This is a genomic window from Pseudomonas sp. GL93, from assembly GCF_003408955.1.
In the GTDB taxonomy this organism is placed as follows: domain Bacteria; phylum Pseudomonadota; class Gammaproteobacteria; order Pseudomonadales; family Pseudomonadaceae; genus Aquipseudomonas; species Aquipseudomonas paracarnis.
In genome coordinates this window covers 1-20,410 of the sequence record NZ_NKRF01000060.1, presented here as the reverse complement: position 1 = coordinate 20,410, position 20,410 = coordinate 1, and the positions used below count along the sequence as shown (strand labels likewise).

The following is a 20,410-nucleotide window of genomic DNA, read 5'->3' as shown; positions in this document are numbered from 1 at the left end:
GTTCGGGTGAATAGTACGTCACAACCTGCCTCTTTCCGCCCTCGGTATGCTCTTTGGGGGTAAATCAGGAGAGGCGACAACTATCCTGACACCGGGGGAAGTAAGCAAAGCGCTCTTGCCCCACCACTCGGCACCTCGCCTAGGCTCGGTGTGCCCGTAATCCGCCAGTGATTTGGGGGGCCGCCGCCACGCGCCATCCATGGCGCGGGGCGGCTAAAACGGCATCCCTGCCGGTTTACCCCCCAAATCACTGTCGAATTCCGGCCAGCGTGGTTTAACGGGGCGCCTGAGATCAAGATCAAAAGCAGATCAAGAGCGGCTCGCTTCGCATCGTGGTTACCGTCGGCTGCTACAACCTACAAAAATGTGTAGATACCTATGGCCATCGCAGGCAAGCCAGCTCCCACACTGAAGGGCGTATACCTTGGTTTTTATGGTCTTCAATCACCCTGCTGAATACTTCTTCAACAACCGCCAACCACAGGTCTAGGGTGACGCAACAATAAAAACAGCAGGATGCAGCAATGACCGCCATGACCCGCTGCCTGGACCGTCCTGGATGCATGCCGCGGCTGTCCGCCCACCACCTGTTGCGTCCGCGCTTGTCCGGGCCTTTGCTCGCGGCGCAGGCGCGTGTGAAGTTGCTGTGCGCGCCCGCTGGCAGTGGCAAGAGCGCGTTGCTCGCCGAGTGTGCGTTACAGGCGCCGGCGGGGTGCCTGGTTTGTTGGATGCCGCTCCATGGCCTCACGCTCAGCCCGTTGGAGTTGTGCACACGGCTGGCGCAACAGCTGGGCCTGGTGTTTGTCGATGAAGCTACCTTGCTGCTCGACCTCAGTCGCTGGCCGAGCCGCACTTGGCTGTTTCTGGATGATTTCTGCCGCCTGCCGGTCCCCGAGCTGGACGCGTTGCTTGATCGTCTGCTCAGCGCCAGCAGTGCGCAACTGACGTGGTGGCTGGGTGCGCGGCGGCGCCCGGTGTGCAACTGGCCGCGTCTTTTGCTGGAGGATGAATGGCTGGAGTGCAGTGAGTTGTCATTCAACGCTACGGAGGTCCAGGCGCTGCTCGCCCCAGGGCAGAACGTTGACAGGGTGCTGCAGTTCAGCGGCGGTTGGTGTGCTGGTGTGCGCCTCGCCGCGCTGGGCGATAACCACCCCGACAAGACCTTGCTGGATTACCTGCAACACGAACTCTTCAGCACCTTGCCGGCGCCACTGGCCGAAGCCTGGCGTGTACTGGCTCATCTGCCGCGCTTTAACCTGAGCCTGTGCGAGCACTTGTTCGGTCAGGGTGACGGCGATCAGTACCTGCGCGAGCTGCAGGCGCTCGGGGCGTTTATCCAGCCCTGGGAAACTACCAGCGACTGGCTGCACGTGTTTCCACCGTTGGCGCGACTGCTGCGCGACGAGCCCTGGCCGGCCAAGCGCTCGTGGCATCGCCGCGCCTGCCAATGGTTCAGCGCCGAGCGCGACTGGCAAGCCGCCTTCGAGCAGGCGTTGCTGGCGCAGGAATATGAAGTGGCGGTGAGCCTGTTGCAGCACTTCAGTTTCGAGGATTTGTTTCGCCAGCAGAATGCCGTGCTGCTGTTGCGCCTGCAGGAACAGCAGGGCGATGAATTGATGTTGGGGTCGGCGCAACTGGTGGGGCTGCTCACGGCCGCGTTGTTGTTTGCTGGGCGCTTCGAACAGGCGGCCTTGTGCATCGACCAACTGGCCCGGTTTGCCCCGCAACCGACGGCCGCCGCGCAGCGCTATCTGCTGGCGCGCTGGCAGGCGCAGTGGGGCTGGTTGCTGCATTTGAGCGGCGACGCCGAACGCTCCCGCGAGCACTTTCTCGAAGCCCTGCAAGCGTTGCCCGACAGCGCCTGGACATCGCGCCTGATGTGCCTGTCGGGCCTGACCCAGCAAGCCTTGCTACGCGGTGAGTTGGAGGCCGCCCAACGCTTGAACCGTGAAGCGCTGTGCCTGGCCCGGGCCCACGGTTCGCTGGTATTGGAGGCCCTGCTGGAGTTGGACCACGCCCAATTGCTGGAGCAGCGTGGCGCGCCGTACCGGGCGCAAAGCCTGTTGGAAACGGTGCAAGCGATGTTGGCCGGGCAGCGCCTCACCGCCGGGCCGTTGGTGGGGCGTATTGTCCTGCGGCGCGGGCATCTGGCCTTGCGTCAGGGCCAGGACGGCCTGGCAGCCGAATGTTTCGAGGCCGGCTTGAGCATGTGCCTGCAGAGCCAGGACAAGCGCGTGTTGTACGGCTTTCTGGGCCTGGCGCTATTGGCGGCCAATCGTGGCGACTACGCCCAGGCCTTCATCCAATTGCGCGACGCCGAGCGCCTGATGCAGCAGCGTCAGGTACCCGACACGGTGTACCGCGCGGTACTGCTGTTGGTCAGTGGGCACTTCTGGTTGCAGCAAGGTCGCGCCGAATTGACGGTGCAAGCCGTGCGCCGGGTATTGCGCCACTTTCGCGGGCCTTGCGCCAAGCAGGCACCGCCGGCCACCTTGGAACTGATCCCGCGCCTGGAATATTTGCTGGTGCTGGCCGAGGTCAAGCTGGGCTGTGCCGAGCAACCCATCGCACGGCTCAATGCCTTGCTCGCCACCTCACGGCAACGCGGCATGCTCTGCCTGGAAACCGAATTGCACCTGGTGCTGGGTGAAGTGACCTGGCAACTCGGCGACCCGGCGTTGGCCCGCCGGTCGCTGCAAGCTGGCTTGGCGCTGGCAGAGCGTTGCCAGGTGCAGCAGGCGGTCCGCGAGTTGCGTTTACGCGCCCCGGGACTTTTGAGTGAGCTGGGCCTGGAGCCCCAGGCCGCGCCTGCCGGGGCGGCGCAGAACCCGCTGAGCCAGCGTGAGCTGGAGGTGCTGCAACTGATCGCCCAGGGCAACTCCAACCTGGAAATCGCTGATCGCCTGTATATCTCCCTGCACACCGTCAAGACGCATGCGCGGCGTATCCACAGCAAACTTGGGGTAGAGCGACGCACCCAGGCGGTGGCCAAGGCGAAGACGTTGGGCTTGATGGTCTAGGCGCAGAATGCCTGGCGGTATTGGCTCGGCGTGGCGCCCATGGCGTGGCGAAAGCGCTGGTTGAAATGGCTGGCGCTGGAAAAACCGCACAGCATAGCCAGCTCATTGATCGGTAACGCGCTGCTGCGCAGCAGGTTTTTCGCTCGCGCCAGACGCCGTGCCAGCAGGTATTGATGGGGCGGCACACCAAAGCTTTGGCGGAACATTCGGGCGAAATGGTATTCGGACAGGGCGCACATGGCGGCCAACTGGCCGAGGCTGATGGCGTCTTCCATATGTTGGTCGATGTACTCCACCAACCGCCGCCGTTGGTGCGCGGCCAACCCGCCTTTCAAGCGCAGGCCTTCGCGGGCGCTGACCTGGCTGAGCAAGGTATGGCTGAGCAGTTCGTGGGCCAGGCTGCTGGTCAGCAGGCGCTCGCCGGGCTCGTGCCAGTTGAGGCTGACCAACTGGTGAAAACGCCGGGCCTGGAATGGGTCTTCAAGGAAGGTGCCCTCACGCAAGTGCAGCTGCCGTGGCTCACGGTCCAGCAGGGTGACGCAGCCGAGGGCAAACTGTTCCGGGCTGAAATACAGGTGGGCCAGGCGAATATCGCCATTGATCACCCAGGCCGACTGATGCTCGGCCGGCAGGATGCACAGTTTGTCTGGGCCGCCCTTGATATCCGGCTGGTCACGCCGAAAGGTGCCCGTGCCACCGCCGATGTAGCAGGACAAGGTGTGATGGCTGGGGGCCTGGTAATCCTGGGCGTCATGGTGGTTGCTCCACACGGCCGCAGCCAACCCGTCACCGAGCTCGGCGCAGGCTTGCAGGCGTGCGTGGGGCGAGCGGTTGAGAGATTGAAAGACGTGCAGCGATTGCAGCTCTGGCATGGTGTGTTCTCCGACACCCTGCATCCTACGCTCCACGGCTGGCGCTGTGAGCCCATCGCCCGACAAAAGCGCAAGAATGTGCAAGAGCCTGCAAGGGGTTGAAGGCCACACTGTGGCTCAATCGACGGAGCCGGTTATGAATCTTTTCCTGTATCTACTCACGGTGCTCATCTGGGGCACCACTTGGATCGCCCTCAAATGGCAGTTGGGCGTGGTGGCGATTGCGGTGTCGATTGTCTATCGCTTCGGCTTGGCCGCCCTGGTGCTGTTCGTGCTGTTGCTGCTCAGCCGCAAGTTGCAGGTGATGAATCGGCGCGGGCACCTGATCTGCCTGGCGCAGGGGCTGTGCCTGTTCTGCGTCAACTTCATGTGCTTTCTCACCGCCAGCCAATGGATCCCCAGTGGCCTGGTGGCGGTGGTGTTCTCCACGGCGACCTTGTGGAACGCCCTCAATGCCCGGGTGTTTTTCGGCCAGCGGGTGGCGCGTAACGTGCTGATGGGCGGGGCCCTTGGGCTGCTGGGGCTGGGCTTTTTATTCTGGCCGGAGCTGGTTGGGCATACCGCCAGCCCGCAAACCTTGTTGGGCCTGGGCTTGGCGCTGCTGGGCACCCTGTGCTTCTCGGCGGGCAACCTGCTATCGAGCCTGCAGCAGAAGGCCGGGCTCAAGCCGCTGACCACCAATGCCTGGGGCATGGCCTATGGGGCGGCGATGCTGGCGACCTATTGCGCAGTGCGTGGTATTCCCTTCGAGATGGACTGGAGTGCGCGGTATATCGGCGCGCTGTGGTACCTGGTAATCCCGGGCTCGGTGATTGGTTTTACCGCTTACCTCACCCTGGTGGGCCGCATGGGCCCGGAGAAAGCGGCGTATTGCACCGTGCTGTTTCCGGTGGTGGCGCTGAACGTCTCGGCAGTGGCCGAGGGTTACCAGTGGACGGCGCCGGCGTTGATGGGGCTGGTGCTGGTGATGCTGGGGAATGTGCTGGTGTTTCGTAAGCCCCGGGCCAGCGTGCCGGGCCTGAAGGCTAGCCAAGCCTGAATGTGAGAGCTGGATTGCCCGCGAAGGCGGTGTGCCAGTCAATGTATCTTTAACTGACCCACCGCTTTCGCAGGCAAGCCAGCTCCCACATTTGACTGAGGTGCCTGCTTTATTTGAGCCCTAGCCGCTTGGCCATGCGCCCCAGGTTGGCGCGGTCCAGGCCCAGTTCGCGGGCGGCGCTGGCCCAGTTGTGCTGATGGCGTTCCAGGCAGGCGCTGATGAGTTGGCGCTGGTAATGCTCGGTGGCCTGGCGCAGATCGCCGCTGACCATGGGCAGGGCTTGGGCCGGTGCTTGTTCGGCCACCGCCGTACTCACGGCGGGCAAGTCCAGGTCCAGGGCGCTCAGGCTGAGAATTTTCGGGCGCTCGCGGCAGTTGCCCAGGGCTTTCAACGCGCTGCGTCCGATCAAGTGCTCCAGTTCGCGCACATTGCCGGGCCAGTTGTAGGCAAGCAGTGCCGCCTGGGCGTCGCCAGTCAGGCGCAGGCTGCCCAGGCCCATGCGCGAACGGTTCTGTTCAAGGAAGAAGCCTGCCAATAGCAGCACATCACGCCCGCGCTCGCGCAGCGCCGGCACTTGCAGCGGATAGACACTCAAACGGTGGTAGAAGTCAGCGCGGTAGCGGCCATTGCGCACTTCTTCGGCAAGGTCGCGGTTGGTGGCGGCAATCAGGCGCACGTCTACCTGGTGCTCCTTGTCCGACCCCAGGCGCTGCAACTGGCCGCTTTGCAGCACGCGCAGCAACTTGGCCTGCACGCTCAACGACAACTCACCCACTTCATCCAGGAACAAGGTGCCGCCATTGGCCAGTTCGAACTTGCCCCGGCGCTCGTTCAACGCGCCGGTAAAGGCGCCGCGCACATGCCCGAACAGTTCGCTTTCTACCAAGGTCTCGGGCAGGGCGGCGCAGTTGAGGCTGATCAGTGGTTTGTCGGCGCGGGAGGAGGCGGCGTGGATCGCCTGGGCCACCAGTTCCTTGCCGACCCCGGTTTCGCCGGTAATCAGCACGGTCAGGTCGCTGCCGCCGACCAGCTTGATTTCCTCGACCAGACGCTTGTGCGCTTTGCTCTGGCCGATCATTTCTTTGTGCTGCTGGCCGCTGGCCTGGCGATAGATTTCGGCGCGCTGGTGCTCGTCTTCGGCCCGCAGCGCCAGGCGCTCGATGCGCTCAGCCACGTTGACGGTGACCGCGGCGAGGCTGGCGAAGGCTTGCAGGGCGTCCAGTTCGACCCGTTCAAAGCGCTCGGTATCGAGGGCGTCCAGGGTCAGCAGGCCCCAGGGCTGGTCGTCGATAAAGAGCGGGCAGCCCATGCAGTCGTGGACTTCCAGATGGCCGTGCAAGCCGGCGACCAGGCCGTCATAGGGGTCGGGCAGTTCGCTGTCACTGTCGAAGCGGGTAGGGCCGGGGCTGCTCAGCAGGATCTCGAAGCGCGGATGTTCGCTGACCTTGAAGCGTCGACCCAAGGTATCGGCGCTCAAGCCGTCCACGGCCAACGGCACCAACCACTCGCCATCCAGGCGTAACAATGCGGCGGCGTCGCAGGGCAGCAGGGCGCGCATGGCTTGCAGCAGGCGTCGGTAGCGCTCGCCTTCGGGCAAGTCCCGGGACAGGTCGGCGACCAGTGGCAGCAAGGTGGTGAGCAGGGGTTGTGCAGTCATAATGACTCCTTGTAGTCCTTATGACTATAAGGTGTAGGAGGTCATATTGACTACATAATATTTAAGCCATTGAAAATAAAGGATTTATAAGTTGGCACGATTACTGACTATCTAAAGGCAATCAGTAAGAAGACCCAGGAGTCTCCCATGCTTAGTGCCCAAGACCGTGCAATCGTCAAATCTACTGTGCCCCTGCTGGAAAGCGGCGGCGAAGCGCTGATCACCCACTTTTATCGCATGATGCTGTCCGAGTATCCCGAAGTCCGCCCGCTGTTCAACCAGGCCCACCAGGCCAGTGGTGACCAGCCTCGCGCCCTGGCCAATGGCGTGCTGATGTACGCGCGGCATATCGACCAGTTGGACCAACTGGGCGACTTGGTGGCTAGGATCATCAACAAGCACGTGGCCTTGCAGATTCTGCCGGAGCATTACCCCATCGTTGGGGCCTGCCTGCTGCGGGCTATTTCTGAAGTGCTGGGCAGCGAGATTGCCACCCCCGAGGTCATGAGTGCCTGGGGCGCGGCCTACGGCCAGTTGGCGGACATTTTGATCGGCGCCGAAGCGGCCATCTACGACGAAAAAGCCCAGGCGCCCGGCGGCTGGCGGGGTGCGCGGCCGTTCCTGTTGGTCAAACGCGTGGAGGAGAGCGACGAGATCATCTCCTTCTACTTCGCGCCGGTGGACAACGGCCCGATCCTGGCTGCGGCACCCGGCCAGTACATCGGCCTGAAGCTCGTGCTCGATGGCGAAGAAGTACGTCGCAACTATTCCCTGTCGGCCCTCACCGACACTGGCCTGTACCGCATCAGCGTCAAGCGCGAAGCGGGTGGGCGGGTCTCCAATTACCTGCACGACCAGATGCACGTCGGCGCGACCATTGACCTGTTTCCGCCGTCGGGCGAGTTCACCCTGGCCGCCAGTGATAAACCGCTGGTGCTGATCAGCGGCGGGGTAGGCATTACGCCCACATTGCCGATGCTCGAAGCCGCCCTGGCGACCCAGCGCCCGGTGCACTTCATCCATTGCGCCCGTAACGGCGGGGTGCATGCATTCCGTGACTGGGTGGACACACTGGCTGCCAAGCATCCGCAGCTCAAGCGTTTCTACTGCTATGCCGAGGATGACGGTGTCAGCCCGGCGGCAGATAAGGTCGGCATGCTCAACCAGGAGCAATTGGCGGCCTGGCTGCCTGAGCAGCGCGACATTGATGCCTACTTCCTGGGGCCCAAGGGCTTCATGGCGGCGATCAAACGTCATCTCAAGGCGCTGGGTGTGCCGGAGAAGCAGGCGCGCTATGAGTTCTTTGGCCCGGCAGCGGCGCTGGAATAATCCCCCCTAGCAACAACGCTGTCCAAAATGTGGGAGCGGGCTTGCTCGCGAAAGCGGTGTGTCAGTCAATACATATGTCTCTGATGCTCCGCCTTCGCGAGCAAGCCCGCTCCCACATTTGGCCCTCTATTGCTCCCGATTAATCCGCTGTTAACCCCTCTCTGTTTTAACCACTGCCTGTGTGTAAACTTGTTGCCATCAGGCACAACCATAATCAAAGAAAGGGAAAGACGGGGATGATTGACGACATGCGTTTAGGCAGGGAGCGGCGCTTTCTGGTGTTGCTGGGCATCATCTGCCTGGCGCTGATTGGCGGGGCGCTGTATATGCAAGTGGTGCTGGGTGAAGCTCCGTGCCCGCTGTGCATTCTGCAACGCTACGCCTTGCTGCTGATTGCGCTCTTCGCGTTCATCGGCGCGGCCATGCGCACCAAGGGCGCGCTGACGTTCTTCGAAGGGTTGGTGGTGCTCAGCGCCTTGGGTGGCGTGGCCGCTGCCGGCCACCATGTGTATACCCAGTTCTTCCCCCAGGTCAGTTGCGGCATTGATGTGTTGCAGCCGATTGTCGACGACCTGCCCCTGGCCAAGGTGTTTCCCCTGGGCTTCCAGGTCGACGGCTTTTGCAGCACTCCCTACCCGCCGATCCTCGGCCTGTCCCTGGCCCAATGGGCGCTGGTGGCATTCGTGCTGACGGCGATCCTGGTGCCCCTGTGCATCTATCGCAACCGTCACCCCAAAGCCTGAGTCGCCGCGGCTGCCAAACGCTCCGTTCCTTCTGAACGAAGGCCGGAGCGTTTTTGTTTGTAGGGATTTGTGAAAGCACCGTGACGAGGGGCAACGGAAGGTGCGCGCAGCGTGCGACATGTTGTCACACGGACGCTGTCGCAGGACGTTTCTGACCCACCAAATCAGCCCTTAAATTTGCACCCAGCGCACAAATTGTGCTGTCAGTTCGTGGTTCGCGCGGCGGCCCGATTCGTGTGCGGGCCGAACCCTTGCAGCATCTGTGAATGCCTTGTTTTATGGGGACTTGGACGGCTTGCGCATGCCCTTACAAGCCGTAAGGGAAGTGGCACTGTGCCCAATAACACGGTAATTTTTGTGGTTTTTGTTGAGAATCGAACACGATAAGATCGCGAATCTTTGCAAGATTGGTGAAGGATTGTTGCTGGAATCGATAAAAATTATTTCTTTATAAGACATGGTTTATACATCGCTAGCTAACTACAATCGCCCGCACTGAATGTCCGGTGCTGTTCAATATTTGAGCATTGGAGCGGTCGAGGAGCAGATGGAAGGCTCAATGCGACCCCAGGTTCCGGCAGCCTTTCAACTATCCGCACCAAATGGAATTGGTCTGTAACAAGGCCTTTAGCCACGAAATCGAATAAGAACTCACTGCAGGTCCGTGAAACGTACAGTCATGACGTGTCGGGCAGGCTCTTATTCAATCGAAGAGAAATGCCAACCCTTGGCAGGGTGAAGTGTTGGCGATCAAAACCCAACTGCATTGCGCAAGCTGCTTTAGAGGTCGTGAGATGAGTAAAAACAGGTACCCCCGATTACTAGGCTTTTTGCCGCTGCTTGGCATGTTTTTAATGCTGGGAGGCTGCAAGTGGACCTTGCTCGACCCAAAAGGACAGGTCGGTCTGGATGAACGAAACCTGATCATCACCGCTACCCTGCTGATGCTGTTGGTTGTGGTGCCTGTGATCGTGATGACCTTCGCCTTCGCCTGGAAATACCGCGCGTCCAACACCAGCGCTACCTACGCGCCGAAGTGGTCGCACTCCACCAAGATCGAGATCGCGGTGTGGCTGGTTCCGATCCTCATCATCATCGCCCTGGGTTACATCACCTATAAGTCGACCCACGCGCTGGACCCGTACCGTCCGCTGGAGTCCGACGTCAAGCCTGTGAACATCCAAGTGGTCGCGCTGGATTGGAAGTGGCTGTTCATCTACCCGGACCTGGGTATCGCCACTGTCAACGAGATCCGCTTCCCGGAGCACACCCCGCTTAACTTCCGGATCACCTCCGACGCCGTGATGAACTCGTTCTTCATCCCTGCACTGGGCGGTCAGATCTACGCGATGGCAGGCATGCAGACCCGCCTGCACCTGATCGCCAACCAGAAAGCTGAAATGGAAGGCATCTCCGCCAACTACAGCGGCGCTGGCTTCACCGGCATGAAATTCAAAGCGATCTCGACAAGCCAGGAAGATTTCGACGCCTGGGTAGCTGCAGTCAAGGCCGCACCTAAACAGCTTGATCAAGCTGAATACGACGCTCTGACCAAACCAAGCCAGAACAACCCTGTCGCCTTGTACTCCGCGTATGAGCCGGACCTGTTTCAGAAAATCGTCGACAAGTACGAAGGTATGAAGCCAGGCAAGCCGGTCAAGCACGAGAAGAAAGAAGTGGCCGTGGTTGAAGGTTCTGATACAGGCGCGCATTCAACTGCTGGGGCAGAGGAGTAAACGATGTTTGGTAAATTAAGTTGGGACGCGGTCCCATTCCACGAGCCGATCGTAATGGTGACTATCGCCATGATCGCGCTGGGTGGTTTGGCGCTGGTTGCGGGTATCACCTATTTCAAGAAGTGGTCCTACCTGTGGACCGAGTGGTTGACCTCGGTCGACCACAAGAAAATCGGCGTCATGTACGTCATCGTTGCCATGGTCATGCTGCTGCGTGGTTTTGCCGACGCCATCATGATGCGTACCCAGTTGGCCATGGCCACCGAGGGTTCGCCTGGCTACCTGCCACCTGAACACTATGACCAGATCTTCACCGCCCACGGTGTGATCATGATCATCTTCATGGCGATGCCTTTCTTCACCGGCTTGATGAACCTTGCCTTGCCGCTGCAGATCGGTGCGCGTGACGTTGCCTACCCGTTCCTGAACTCCCTGAGCTTCTGGCTGCTGGTGTCCGGCGTGGTGCTGATCAACGTTTCCCTGGGCGTCGGCGAATTCGCCAAGACCGGTTGGGTTGCGTATCCGCCATTGTCGGGGCTGCAATACAGTCCGGGCGTGGGTGTGGACTACTACATCTGGGCGCTACAGTTATCAGGGCTCGGGACGACATTGACGGGGGTCAACTTCCTGGCCACCGTCCTGAAAATGCGCGCCCCTGGCATGAAACTGATGGACATGCCGATCTTCACCTGGACCTGCACCTGGGCAAACGTGCTGATCGTGGCTTCGTTCCCGATCCTGGCCGCTACCATGGCGCTGCTGTCGCTTGACCGTTACCTGGATTTCCACATTTTCACCAATGAACTTGGTGGCAATCCAATGATGTACGTGAACCTGTTCTGGGCATGGGGTCACCCTGAGGTGTACATCCTGATCCTGCCAGCGTTCGGTATCTTCTCCGAAGTGATCTCGACCTTTACCGGCAAGCGCCTGTTCGGTCACCACTCGATGGTCTACGCATCGGGCGCGATCTCCGTACTGGGCTTCATGGTGTGGCTGCACCACTTCTTCACCATGGGCTCGGGGGCCAGCGTCAACGCCTTCTTCGGCCTGGCGACGATGCTGATTTCCATCCCGACGGGGGTGAAGCTATTCAACTGGCTGTTCACCATCTACCACGGTCGTCTGCGCATGACCAGCCAGGTCCTCTGGACCCTGGGCTTCATGGTGACCTTCGCCATCGGCGGCATGACCGGCGTACTGCTGGCCATCCCGGGTGCTGACTTCGTGCTGCACAACAGCCTGTTCGTGATCGCCCACTTCCACAACGTGATCATCGGTGGTGCGGTATTCGGCTACATCGCTGGTTTCAGCTTCTACTTCCCGAAAGCGTTCGGCTTCAAGCTGCACGAAGGCTGGGGCAAGGCTGCGTTCTGGTTCTGGATCTCGGGCTTCTTCGTCGCGTTCATGCCGCTCTATGCACTGGGCTTCATGGGCATGACCCGTCGTCTGAACGCCACCACCAACCCTGAGTGGGTACCGTACCTGTACGTTGCCATGTTCGGTGCGGTGATGATCGCTGTGGGCATCGCCTGCCAGCTGATCCAGCTGTACGTCAGCGTGCGTGATCGCAAGAAGAACATGTGCGAATCCGGCGACCCATGGAACGGCCACACCCTGGAATGGTCGACCTCGTCGCCACCACCGTTCTACAACTTCGCCGTGATCCCTACTGCGAACACCATTGATGCGTTCACCGAAGCCAAGGAAGACGGTACTGCGTACCAGAAGCCCAAGCACTACGAACCGATCCACATGCCAAACAACACCGCCACTGGCGTGGTGATGGGTGCGCTGTTGACCGTGTTCGGCTTCGCAATGATCTGGCACATCTGGTGGCTGGCAATCGCGAGCCTGGTAGGCACTATCGGTTACTTCATCATTCACGCTGCCCGTGATGATCAAGGCTACATGGTGCCGGTCGAAACGATCGAACGCATCGAAGCCGAGCAGCACGCTCGCCTGGTAGCCGAGAAGAAGATCCCGGCCAACCGTGTAGAAACCTCGTTGGAACAGGCTTAAACCATGTCGAACTTAGTGACCAATGCTGGACACGCCCATGTCGATGACCATGGGCACGATGACCATCACCACGACTCGGGGCCAATAACCGTCTACGGTTTCTGGCTCTACCTGATGACCGACTGCATCTTGTTTGCGTCGATCTTCGCGGTGTACGCGGTACTGGTAAACAACGTAGCGGGTGGCCCGTCGGGCCACGACATCTTCGAACTGCCTTACGTGCTCGGCGAAACCGCCTTGCTGTTGTTCAGTTCGATCACCTACGGCTTCGCCATGTTGGCCTTCTACAAGGGCAACAAGAAGGGCGTGCTGACCTGGCTGGGCCTGACTTTCCTGTTCGGCCTGGGCTTCATCGGCATGGAGATCAACGAGTTCCACCTGCTGATCTCCGAAGGCTACGGCCCGCACCGTTCCGGTTTCCTGTCGGCGTTCTTCACGCTGGTCGGCACCCACGGTCTGCACGTAACCGCAGGTTTGCTGTGGATGGCGGTGATGATCTATCAGGTCAATAAGCACGGCCTGACCAACACCAACAAGACTCGCCTGAGCTGCCTGAGCCTGTTCTGGCACTTCCTGGACGTGGTCTGGATCTGCGTATTCACCGTCGTTTACTTGATGGGGACTCTGTAATGGCTAATGCACACTCCCATGACAGCCACGATTCGAGCCACGGCAGCGTAAAGTCTTACGCTATCGGCTTCATCCTGTCGGTCATCCTGACCCTGATCCCGTTCGGCCTGGTGATGTACCCAACCTTGCCGAAGTCGATCACCTTGATGATCGTCCTGGCGTTCGCGGTAATTCAGGTTTTGGTTCACCTGGTGTACTTCCTGCACCTGGACCGCTCCAAAGAGCAGCGCGAGAACGTGATCGCGTTTGTGTTCGCAGGCCTGGTGATCGTTCTGCTGGTTGGTCTGTCGCTGTGGATCATGTTCAGCATCCACACCTACATGATGGCGAAGTGAGGTAAGACCCGATGTCGCTTAAGCACTTTATCCAAATCACCAAACCGGGGATCATTTTCGGTAACGTGCTTTCTGTGGCGGGCGGTTTCTTCCTGGCCTCCAAGGGACATGTCGATCTGGCCATCTTCCTGGCGGCAATGATCGGTACGTCCCTGGTGGTTGCTTCCGGTTGCGTATTCAACAACTGCATCGACCGTGACATCGACATCAAGATGGAGCGCACCAAGAATCGCGTGCTGGTCCAGGGCCTTATCTCCCTGAAGCTGGCACTGATCTTCGCGACCGTCCTGGGTGTTGCCGGTGTGGCCCTGTTGTACAAAGTGGCCAACCCATTGGCGGCGCTGTTTGCCGTGATTGGCTTTGTCATCTACGTCGGTCTCTACAGCCTGTACCTCAAGCGCAAGTCGGTTCACGGCACGCTGGTGGGCAGTCTGTCGGGGGCGATGCCGCCGGTGATTGGTTATGTGGCTGTGACCAATAGCTTCGATATGGCCGCGCTGGTGCTGCTGGTGATGTTCAGCCTGTGGCAGATGCCGCACTCCTACGCCATCGCGATTTTCCGCTTCAATGACTACCTGGCTGCGTCGATTCCGGTATTGCCGGTCAAGCGTGGCATTCAGGTGGCCAAGAAACACATCCTGCTCTACATCCTGGCCTTCCTCGTGGCGACCTTGATGTTGACCTTCAGTGGCTACGCCGGCATGAGCTACCTCGCCGTCGCCGCCGCCATGGGCATGTACTGGTTGTACATGGCCTGGACCGGCTACAAGGCGGTGGACGACACCGTCTGGGCGCGCAAGCTGTTCGTGTTCTCGATCTTCACCATCACCGCGCTCAGCGTGATGATGTCCCTGGATTTCCAAGTGCCGAAAGAGCTGTTGCTGACCTACGCCCACTGAGTGGTCTTGCAGTAAAAAAGCCCCGCCTTCGAAAGTCGCGCGGGGTTTTTTATTGAGCGCTGCGCCAAACCGGATACGCTGCGTTATCGTTGACGTTTTTCGCGAGCGAGCTCGCTCCTACCTCCCAATTCTACAAATGCAGGAAGCAATGCAATGAGTAAAAAAGCCGTGATGGTCTTCAGTGGCGGGCAGGATTCGACCACCTGCCTGATCCAGGCCCTGCCGCTGTATGACGAAGTGCACTGCATTACCTTTGATTACGGCCAGCGCCATGTGGCAGAAATCGAAGTGGCCCAGAAGCTGGCCAAGCAGTTGGGCGCCACTGTGCACAAAGTGATGGATGTGTCCCTGCTCAATGAGCTGGCGATCAGCAGCCTGACGCGCGACAACATTCCGGTGCCGACCGTGAACAGCTCGGGCGAAAGCCTGCCGAGCACCTTTGTGCCGGGGCGCAACATCCTGTTCCTGACCCTGGCTGCGATCTACGCCTACCAAGTGAAGGCCGAGACCGTCATCACCGGCGTGTGCGAAACCGACTTCTCTGGCTACCCCGATTGCCGGGATGAGTTTGTCAAAGCGCTGAACCAGGCCCTCAAGCTGGGCATGGAATACGACGTGCGCCTGGACACGCCGTTGATGTGGCTGAACAAGGCCGAGACCTGGGCCCTGGCCGATTACCACGGCCAACTGGAGCTGGTGCGCGAGCAGACGCTGACTTGCTACAACGGCATCATCGGTACCGGCTGTGGCGAGTGTGACGCGTGCAACCTGCGCGCTCGGGGCTTGAATGACTACCTGCAGAACCAGACAAATGTGATGCAGAGCCTCAAGCACAAGTTGCAGCTGAAATAACCTTTGTAGGAGCGAGCTTGCTCGCGAAGAACCCGAGAGCGCCGCGTTCAATCAGATGCGCTGCGTTATCGTTGACGTTCTTCGCGAGCAAGCTCGCTCCTACAAGATTATTGATAGCGTTTGAACAACGAGCGTGCCCCGTAGGCAGGCAGGATGTTGAAGAACGCAAAGCCGACTTTGATCACGATCTGCACATAAATCATGCTGAGGATATCGCTGGTCTGCATCGCCCCGTAGAAGGCAATAAAGCAGAACAGGAAGCTGTCGATAATCACCGCGAAGAACGTACTGAGGAATATCCGCAAGTACAGGTACTTGGAGTTAGTCAGCTCCTTGATCTTGCACAGCAGGTAGGAGTTTATATTCTCCGACACCAGAAACGACACCGAAGAGGCCACCAGCACCGACGACACCTGCAGGATCACGTCGGTATAAGGCCCATCCAGCTTCCAGCCCGGCAGCCCCGGCAGGAACGTCGAGCCATACAGCAGGATGATGATCATCGCGTTGCTGGCAAACGCAAACAGAATGGCTCGCCTGGCCAGGCGCAAACCAAAATTCTCGTTGAGTAAGTCCACGATCAAGAAGGTCAGTGGGTACAGGAACGTGCCCGGTGTCACGATGATGCCCAACGACTCCAGGTAAATCGGTTTGGTCGCGGCAATGCTGGTGAAGATATAGAAGGTGAACAGCAGCAAGTTCAGGATGATGTAGATCATCCAGGAGTTTTCATTGCGGTCGTTTATATCGTAGGCGGTCAGTGTCCCGCCTTGGGAGTAGAACTTCTTGTACAGGTTCTTGATTTCCATCTTGTTGAAGTTGTCCATCATTTCACTGCTGAGCACTTCACTCAGCTTGATCTTGAGGACCTTGCCCGTGGCGATCACCATGATCACCGCCAGGCGCTTGTCGTTTTCAAAGCCCAGCAACTTGTATTTGCTGTTTTCAACGGCGCCCTCAGACGTTGTCATTGAAGCGCTCCTCAAGGATGTCGCCGATGACACACAAACGCTCTGAGTTCCCACAGGGTTCGAGGGTGATGAACAGCTTCTTGGTGGCGCGGTCGTACACCAGCTTTTCTTTATCGTCGCTCGACGAGCCTTTCTGCACGATCAGCAAGTCCCCCGGTTCATTGAGGCCCGGAATTCCGTGCTCAAGGCGCACGCCGATCAAATTGCAGGCGCTGCCGAAGTAGTACGTCAGCGGGTGCAGCGTGGCCAGTTCACCGATGCGCTTGCCCAGGTTCTGCATGAGCAGGCTTTCCTTGAGCACAGGCACTGCCGCCGGGTTCTTGTTACCCAGTGGGGAAACATTGCTCTCGATGACTTCCTTGGCCTCAAAACTGATGGTCTCGATTTCTTCGTAGGAGACGCCGAAGAAGTCCGAGATCTTGCGAATGGTCGACTGCTGTACGTTAACGACCTTGCCTTCCAGGATGTTGTAGATGGTGGTCCTGGTCAGGCCGGCAGCACTGCTTAACGAAAGCTGGGTTTCGCCACGACTCTTGATCAAGTACTTGATGTTGCTCTTCAAGTGCTCGGTTTTTTCCCGTCTGTGTATCAAGTGCTCACCACTTCCATTTAGTCATCAGTCCATGCCGGCAGAACCCGTTCTTGAAGGTTCGCGGCAGTGAAAGTGTTGCATGCGCCCGCTACAACAATAAAGTACTGAGTGCAGGGATACGCCTCGGTGGTAAATCAGGCAACGGCTTTCTCGTCATACTCTTCTGAACGGCCAGCGCGAATCCCTCGCGCCTCTACAAGGAGTAGTCACCATGGTGCGTGTCAGTCGTCGATCCCTTCTCGCCCTGGGCGCGGCCCTGCCTGTGATGGGGCAGCTCAATTGGGCCTTCGCCAGCCCGGCGCCGACGAAGTCTGACAAGGTGCTGCTCAATTACAACGAAAGCCCCTACGGCCCTTCAGGCGCGGCTCGCCAGGCGATGCAGCGCGCGATTGCTGCCTCCGGGCGTTACCCTTACCCGGACATGTATGCATTGGCCGCGCTGTTTGCCGAGCAACAGGGTATCGCCGAAGAAAACGTCGGGGTATTTGCCGGCTCGATGGCCGCCCTGCGTTACGCGGTGCTGGCGTTCGCCAGCCAAACTCGTGGCCTGGTGATGGCCACGCCGTCCTACGAAGTACCGCGCCAGGCGGCCGAATCGATCAAGGCGCCGGTGCATGAAGTGAACCTCGACGCCCAGCATGCCCACGATGTGCCCGCCATGCTCGCGGCGGACCCACAGGCCGGCATGCTGTACCTGTGCAACCCCAACAACCCGACCGGTACGCTCACCTCGACCGAGGCCATTCGCCACGCCCTGGTGAATAAACCCAAGGGCAGCGTGCTGGTGGTGGACGAGGCTTATATCGACTTCTGCGACGCCCCCAGTTGCGTAAGTTGGGTCAACGACCACGACGACCTGCTGGTGCTGCGCACCTTCTCCAAGATCTACGGCATGGCCGGTGCGCGCCTGGGCCTGGCGATCGGCCACCCGGCGCTGCTGGAGCGGTTGGCGGTGTTTGGCGGCGACAACGTCCCGGCCGGCGCCAGCTTGCTGGCCGCCCGTGCAAGCCTGGAAGATGCGCAACTGGTGGGCCAACGCAAAGCGCTCAATGCCAGGTTGCGCGATGAGACGATCGCGTGGCTCAAGGGCCGGGGCTTTAGCTGCACCGTTTCCCACAGTAACTGCTTCATGATCGACGTGAAGCGGCCAGCAGAGCAGGTGATTGAGCAGTTGGCGGCGCAGAATGTGTTGGTTGGGCGGGTATGGAAGGACTGGCCGCAGTGGGTGCGGGTGACGGTGGGTAATGAGCAGGAGATGGAACGCTTTCGCGAGGCGTTCGCGGCGCAGGTCTAGCCCTGGGTTTGCATCCGTTGCCTGGACAGGTAAGCCAGGCATGCTTCATGCTCGACCGGGTTGAATGATCAAGGAAGACACCCGTGCGACCTAATGGCCAACCCGATAAAAAATCGCCCATGCTGCCCGAGGATATGCGCCGCTTGCTCGATACCGAGCTGAGCCGCCGTGGCCTGGGACACTTCGAGGTCTACCAGTGTGGGCCCACGTTGGACCAAGCGCAGATTGTGTCCAATTACCCAGAAGCCATGGAGCCTTCCGACACGGCCGACGATTTCTACCGGCGTGGCGAGCTGGGTTCATTGACTCGTACGCGGATCAAACCGTTTTTCTGGAGTGATGAACAACTGCTGGCCGTGGCCGATGAGGCGGTACCGGTGCCGGGCCCCTACAAACCCGTTGGCGAGGGCGCCAGTTTTATCGTGCATGGCAATCGCGGCTTCTATTCGGTCCTCAATCTGTGCAGCTTCGGCGAAGACCAGCAGTTTCGCGAAACGGTGCTGGCCCATCAAAGTGAACTGCAGATGTTGTTGGTGTCGATGTACGACGAGGCCCTGGAAAATCACGCGGCGCCTGTCGCTCAACAGACGGTGCTGACCCCACGGGAAACCGAAGTATTGTCCTGGGTCAGCCTGGGCAAGACCTACAACGAAGTGGCGCTCCTGACCTCGATGACTTCCCATACGGTCAAGTTTCATATGAAGAATATCTTCGGCAAATTGCAGGTCACCAACGGCAAGTCAGCGATCGGCAAGGCCCTGCAATTGGGCTATATCCGTCACCCGGCCTGAGGCCGCAATCACCGCCTACCTGTCCAAATGGGTAGCTTGTTCGCCGCACAGTGCTGCATTAGGTTGCCCAGCTATGGAGTTTGGCGCCGGACACACCGGCGCCGCCATTGCGAAAGGACATCCGGATGAGCCGCTCTGTAGCTTTGCTCCACACCTGTGCCAGCGTGCCGCGCTGATGGGGACTTTTCACGCGTTGCGCAGCCTGAATACGCGGTTGCAAGCACTGTTCATGATCACGCTGGTGTTCCGCATGGGCACCCTGGCGTTTCCTTTTTACGCGGCGTACCTGATTCATCAACACGCGATATCGCCGGGCACGGCTGGCCTGTTGGTCGGTGTATATGGTGCGGGCGCCCTGTGTACCGACCTGATCATCGGCGCCGTGATCAAGCGTTTTTCGGCCAACCGGGTCATTCTCGGTTCGTTGTTGTTCAATGCAGTGTTGCTGCTGGCCATTCCCTCGTTGGATAACCCACTGGCACTGTTCCTGTTGTCGTTTCTCTGGGGCGCCTGTTACGAAGCCTTCACACCGGCCGCGTTCTCCGAGACGGTGGCTCACAGCAGCCTTGAGTCGCGCAAAGTGGCGTTTTCCTGCAACCGGCTGGCGATCAACATCGGCATGGCCATCGGGCCATTGCTGGGCAGCTTGATCTTCCTCAGCAATGCCGACGCGGTGTTCTACATCAATGCCGTGCTGTCCCTGCTGGCCTTCGCCGCCTGCCTGCGGTTCGGTCGGCCCCGGCCGGCTACCCAAGGCGTGCCTGTTGCCGGCAAGGGCGAGGGCTTGCCCAAGGTGGCGGCTCATGAGCGTTCGCGACTGCTGGTGATCCTGTTGGCGGCGCTGCCGGTGCACGTGGCTTACGCATTGCCGCCGACTTTTCTGTCGGCGTACATCATCAACTACACCCAATTGCCGGCCTATTACGTGGGCATCATCTTCTTCATCAATGCGTTGCTGGTGATTGTGTTTGAAGTACCGATCAACCTGCGCATGGCGCACTTGGCGAGCAGCCGCTCGTTGATCATTGGCCTGTTGCTGGCAGGCAGCGGCTTCTTCTTGATGGGCTTTGGTCAGGTCGGCGCGCTGTTGATGCTCGCGACGGTGTTGTGGAGCCTGGGCGAGATGATTGTGTTCCCCGCGATCACCCACTACGTCAGCAGCATTTCCAGCCGCGACAGCGTGGACCGAAACTGAACTGCCCCCCGAATGTTGGACACCTGACCCCCTCGGGAGGGTGTTCCATGACGAAATACAACCTAGCACTCAAGCAATCACTGATTGAAGAGTGTCTGTCTGCCAGTAGCGTTCATGAGGTGGCCCTCAAGCATGGCTTGAGTCCATCGCTGCTTCGTCGCTGGGTCAAGGGTTTTGAAAAGCACGGCGCCTCTGGCTTGATTGCCAAGTACAGCCATTACGATGCCCAGTTTAAATTGAAGGTTTTGCAGTGCATCAAACAAGACGGGCTGTCGGACCAACAGGCCTGTATACGGTTTGATATCCGTGGTCCAAGTAGTATCAGGCAGTGGCGAAAGCTGTACGATGAAGGCGGTGCAGAAGCACTACAACCGCATCGTCTTAAAGAGTCCAGCATGCCCCGCAAACCTTCCAGGCAACCCAAAGCAAGTCC

At 59.6% G+C, this 20,410-nt stretch carries 18 protein-coding genes; 14 read left to right on the top strand and 4 right to left on the bottom strand.

The window, feature by feature from the left end; genetic code table 11:
• The first annotated feature begins 524 nt into the window (after positions 1-524).
• The gene (locus CER19_RS10130; RefSeq protein WP_116666313.1) at positions 525-3,020 is read left to right on the top strand and encodes a LuxR C-terminal-related transcriptional regulator; all 2,496 of its coding nucleotides are present in this window, start codon (positions 525-527) and stop codon (positions 3,018-3,020) included.
• Here CER19_RS10130 and CER19_RS10125 read toward each other — a convergent pair.
• On the bottom strand, positions 3,017-3,892 hold the full coding sequence (locus CER19_RS10125; protein WP_116666315.1) for a helix-turn-helix domain-containing protein: 876 nt from the start codon (positions 3,890-3,892) through the stop codon (positions 3,017-3,019). The genes CER19_RS10130 and CER19_RS10125 overlap by 4 nt on opposite strands.
• A gap of 136 nt (positions 3,893-4,028) precedes the next feature.
• Here CER19_RS10125 and CER19_RS10120 point away from each other — a divergent pair, with 136 nt between their 5' ends.
• Positions 4,029-4,931, top strand: coding sequence for a DMT family transporter (locus tag CER19_RS10120; RefSeq protein WP_116666312.1), 903 nt, complete (start codon positions 4,029-4,031; stop codon positions 4,929-4,931).
• Between the two features lie 109 nt (positions 4,932-5,040).
• Here the strand turns inward: CER19_RS10120 and norR are convergent, their stop codons facing one another.
• Positions 5,041-6,588 (bottom strand): nitric oxide reductase transcriptional regulator NorR, encoded by a 1,548-nt coding sequence (gene norR, locus CER19_RS10115; RefSeq protein ID WP_116666311.1) that lies wholly within the window; start codon positions 6,586-6,588, stop codon positions 5,041-5,043.
• Between the two features lie 147 nt (positions 6,589-6,735).
• Between norR and hmpA the strand changes: the two genes are divergently transcribed.
• The 8 genes from hmpA (at position 6,736) to queC (ending at position 15,134) form a co-directional block, all read left to right on the top strand.
• The gene (hmpA, locus tag CER19_RS10110) at positions 6,736-7,917 is read left to right on the top strand and encodes an NO-inducible flavohemoprotein (protein ID WP_116666310.1); all 1,182 of its coding nucleotides are present in this window, start codon (positions 6,736-6,738) and stop codon (positions 7,915-7,917) included.
• A 236-nt stretch (positions 7,918-8,153) separates the two neighbouring features.
• Complete coding sequence (locus CER19_RS10105) at positions 8,154-8,660, top strand: disulfide bond formation protein B (protein ID WP_003194055.1); 507 nt, start codon at positions 8,154-8,156, stop codon at positions 8,658-8,660.
• Positions 8,661-9,454: 794 nt separating this feature from the next.
• Complete coding sequence (gene cyoA / locus CER19_RS10095) at positions 9,455-10,396, top strand: ubiquinol oxidase subunit II (RefSeq protein WP_116666309.1); 942 nt, start codon at positions 9,455-9,457, stop codon at positions 10,394-10,396.
• A 3-nt stretch (positions 10,397-10,399) separates the two neighbouring features.
• Positions 10,400-12,418, top strand: a complete 2,019-nt coding sequence (cyoB, locus tag CER19_RS10090) for a cytochrome o ubiquinol oxidase subunit I (protein ID WP_005791254.1) — start codon at positions 10,400-10,402, stop codon at positions 12,416-12,418.
• Between the two features lie 3 nt (positions 12,419-12,421).
• The gene (locus tag CER19_RS10085) at positions 12,422-13,048 is read left to right on the top strand and encodes a cytochrome o ubiquinol oxidase subunit III (RefSeq protein ID WP_034133624.1); all 627 of its coding nucleotides are present in this window, start codon (positions 12,422-12,424) and stop codon (positions 13,046-13,048) included.
• A complete protein-coding gene (gene cyoD / locus CER19_RS10080) occupies positions 13,048-13,383 on the top strand; it encodes a cytochrome o ubiquinol oxidase subunit IV (protein WP_003194051.1) in 336 nt (111 codons plus the stop codon). Before CER19_RS10085 ends, cyoD begins: the two co-directional genes overlap by 1 nt.
• A gap of 11 nt (positions 13,384-13,394) precedes the next feature.
• Entirely contained in the window at positions 13,395-14,282 is an 888-nt protein-coding gene (gene cyoE / locus CER19_RS10075) for a heme o synthase (protein WP_019817484.1), read from the top strand.
• Between the two features lie 153 nt (positions 14,283-14,435).
• Complete coding sequence (gene queC / locus CER19_RS10070) at positions 14,436-15,134, top strand: 7-cyano-7-deazaguanine synthase QueC (RefSeq protein WP_003194049.1); 699 nt, start codon at positions 14,436-14,438, stop codon at positions 15,132-15,134.
• Positions 15,135-15,241: 107 nt separating this feature from the next.
• On the opposite strand, the gene CER19_RS10065 is transcribed toward queC, so the two are convergent.
• Positions 15,242-16,105, bottom strand: coding sequence for a queuosine precursor transporter (locus tag CER19_RS10065; RefSeq protein ID WP_116666308.1), 864 nt, complete (start codon positions 16,103-16,105; stop codon positions 15,242-15,244).
• The gene (locus CER19_RS10060; protein ID WP_003194047.1) at positions 16,092-16,697 is read right to left on the bottom strand and encodes a helix-turn-helix transcriptional regulator; all 606 of its coding nucleotides are present in this window, start codon (positions 16,695-16,697) and stop codon (positions 16,092-16,094) included. The genes CER19_RS10065 and CER19_RS10060 overlap by 14 nt, the downstream gene beginning before the upstream one ends.
• 211 nt (positions 16,698-16,908) lie before the next feature.
• On the opposite strand from CER19_RS10060, the gene CER19_RS10055 reads away from it, so the two are divergent.
• The 4 genes from CER19_RS10055 to CER19_RS10040 form a co-directional block, all read left to right on the top strand.
• Positions 16,909-17,991, top strand: a complete 1,083-nt coding sequence (locus CER19_RS10055; protein ID WP_116666307.1) for a pyridoxal phosphate-dependent aminotransferase — start codon at positions 16,909-16,911, stop codon at positions 17,989-17,991.
• Between the two features lie 83 nt (positions 17,992-18,074).
• On the top strand, positions 18,075-18,782 hold the full coding sequence (locus tag CER19_RS10050; RefSeq protein WP_116666306.1) for a helix-turn-helix transcriptional regulator: 708 nt from the start codon (positions 18,075-18,077) through the stop codon (positions 18,780-18,782).
• Positions 18,783-18,957: 175 nt separating this feature from the next.
• A complete protein-coding gene (locus CER19_RS10045; RefSeq protein ID WP_256660410.1) occupies positions 18,958-19,977 on the top strand; it encodes an MFS transporter in 1,020 nt (339 codons plus the stop codon).
• A gap of 47 nt (positions 19,978-20,024) precedes the next feature.
• A partial coding sequence (locus CER19_RS10040; protein WP_133298325.1) for a helix-turn-helix domain-containing protein occupies positions 20,025-20,410 on the top strand: 386 nt, incomplete at its 3' end.

Bases quoted from the DNA above. Each gene is read 5' to 3' on its own strand.
- CER19_RS10130 (WP_116666313.1), top strand. From the start codon at position 525: ATGACCGCCATGACCCGCTGCCTGGACCGTCCTGGATGCATGCCGCGG.
- CER19_RS10125 (WP_116666315.1), bottom strand. From the start codon at position 3,892: ATGCCAGAGCTGCAATCGCTGCACGTCTTTCAATCTCTCAACCGCTCG.
- CER19_RS10120 (WP_116666312.1), top strand. From the start codon at position 4,029: ATGAATCTTTTCCTGTATCTACTCACGGTGCTCATCTGGGGCACCACT.
- norR (WP_116666311.1), bottom strand. From the start codon at position 6,588: ATGACTGCACAACCCCTGCTCACCACCTTGCTGCCACTGGTCGCCGAC.
- hmpA (WP_116666310.1), top strand. From the start codon at position 6,736: ATGCTTAGTGCCCAAGACCGTGCAATCGTCAAATCTACTGTGCCCCTG.
- CER19_RS10105 (WP_003194055.1), top strand. From the start codon at position 8,154: ATGATTGACGACATGCGTTTAGGCAGGGAGCGGCGCTTTCTGGTGTTG.
- cyoA (WP_116666309.1), top strand. From the start codon at position 9,455: ATGAGTAAAAACAGGTACCCCCGATTACTAGGCTTTTTGCCGCTGCTT.
- cyoB (WP_005791254.1), top strand. From the start codon at position 10,400: ATGTTTGGTAAATTAAGTTGGGACGCGGTCCCATTCCACGAGCCGATC.
- CER19_RS10085 (WP_034133624.1), top strand. From the start codon at position 12,422: ATGTCGAACTTAGTGACCAATGCTGGACACGCCCATGTCGATGACCAT.
- cyoD (WP_003194051.1), top strand. From the start codon at position 13,048: ATGGCTAATGCACACTCCCATGACAGCCACGATTCGAGCCACGGCAGC.
- cyoE (WP_019817484.1), top strand. From the start codon at position 13,395: ATGTCGCTTAAGCACTTTATCCAAATCACCAAACCGGGGATCATTTTC.
- queC (WP_003194049.1), top strand. From the start codon at position 14,436: ATGAGTAAAAAAGCCGTGATGGTCTTCAGTGGCGGGCAGGATTCGACC.
- CER19_RS10065 (WP_116666308.1), bottom strand. From the start codon at position 16,105: ATGACAACGTCTGAGGGCGCCGTTGAAAACAGCAAATACAAGTTGCTG.
- CER19_RS10055 (WP_116666307.1), top strand. From the start codon at position 16,909: ATGGTGCGTGTCAGTCGTCGATCCCTTCTCGCCCTGGGCGCGGCCCTG.
- CER19_RS10045 (WP_256660410.1), top strand. From the start codon at position 18,958: ATGGGGACTTTTCACGCGTTGCGCAGCCTGAATACGCGGTTGCAAGCA.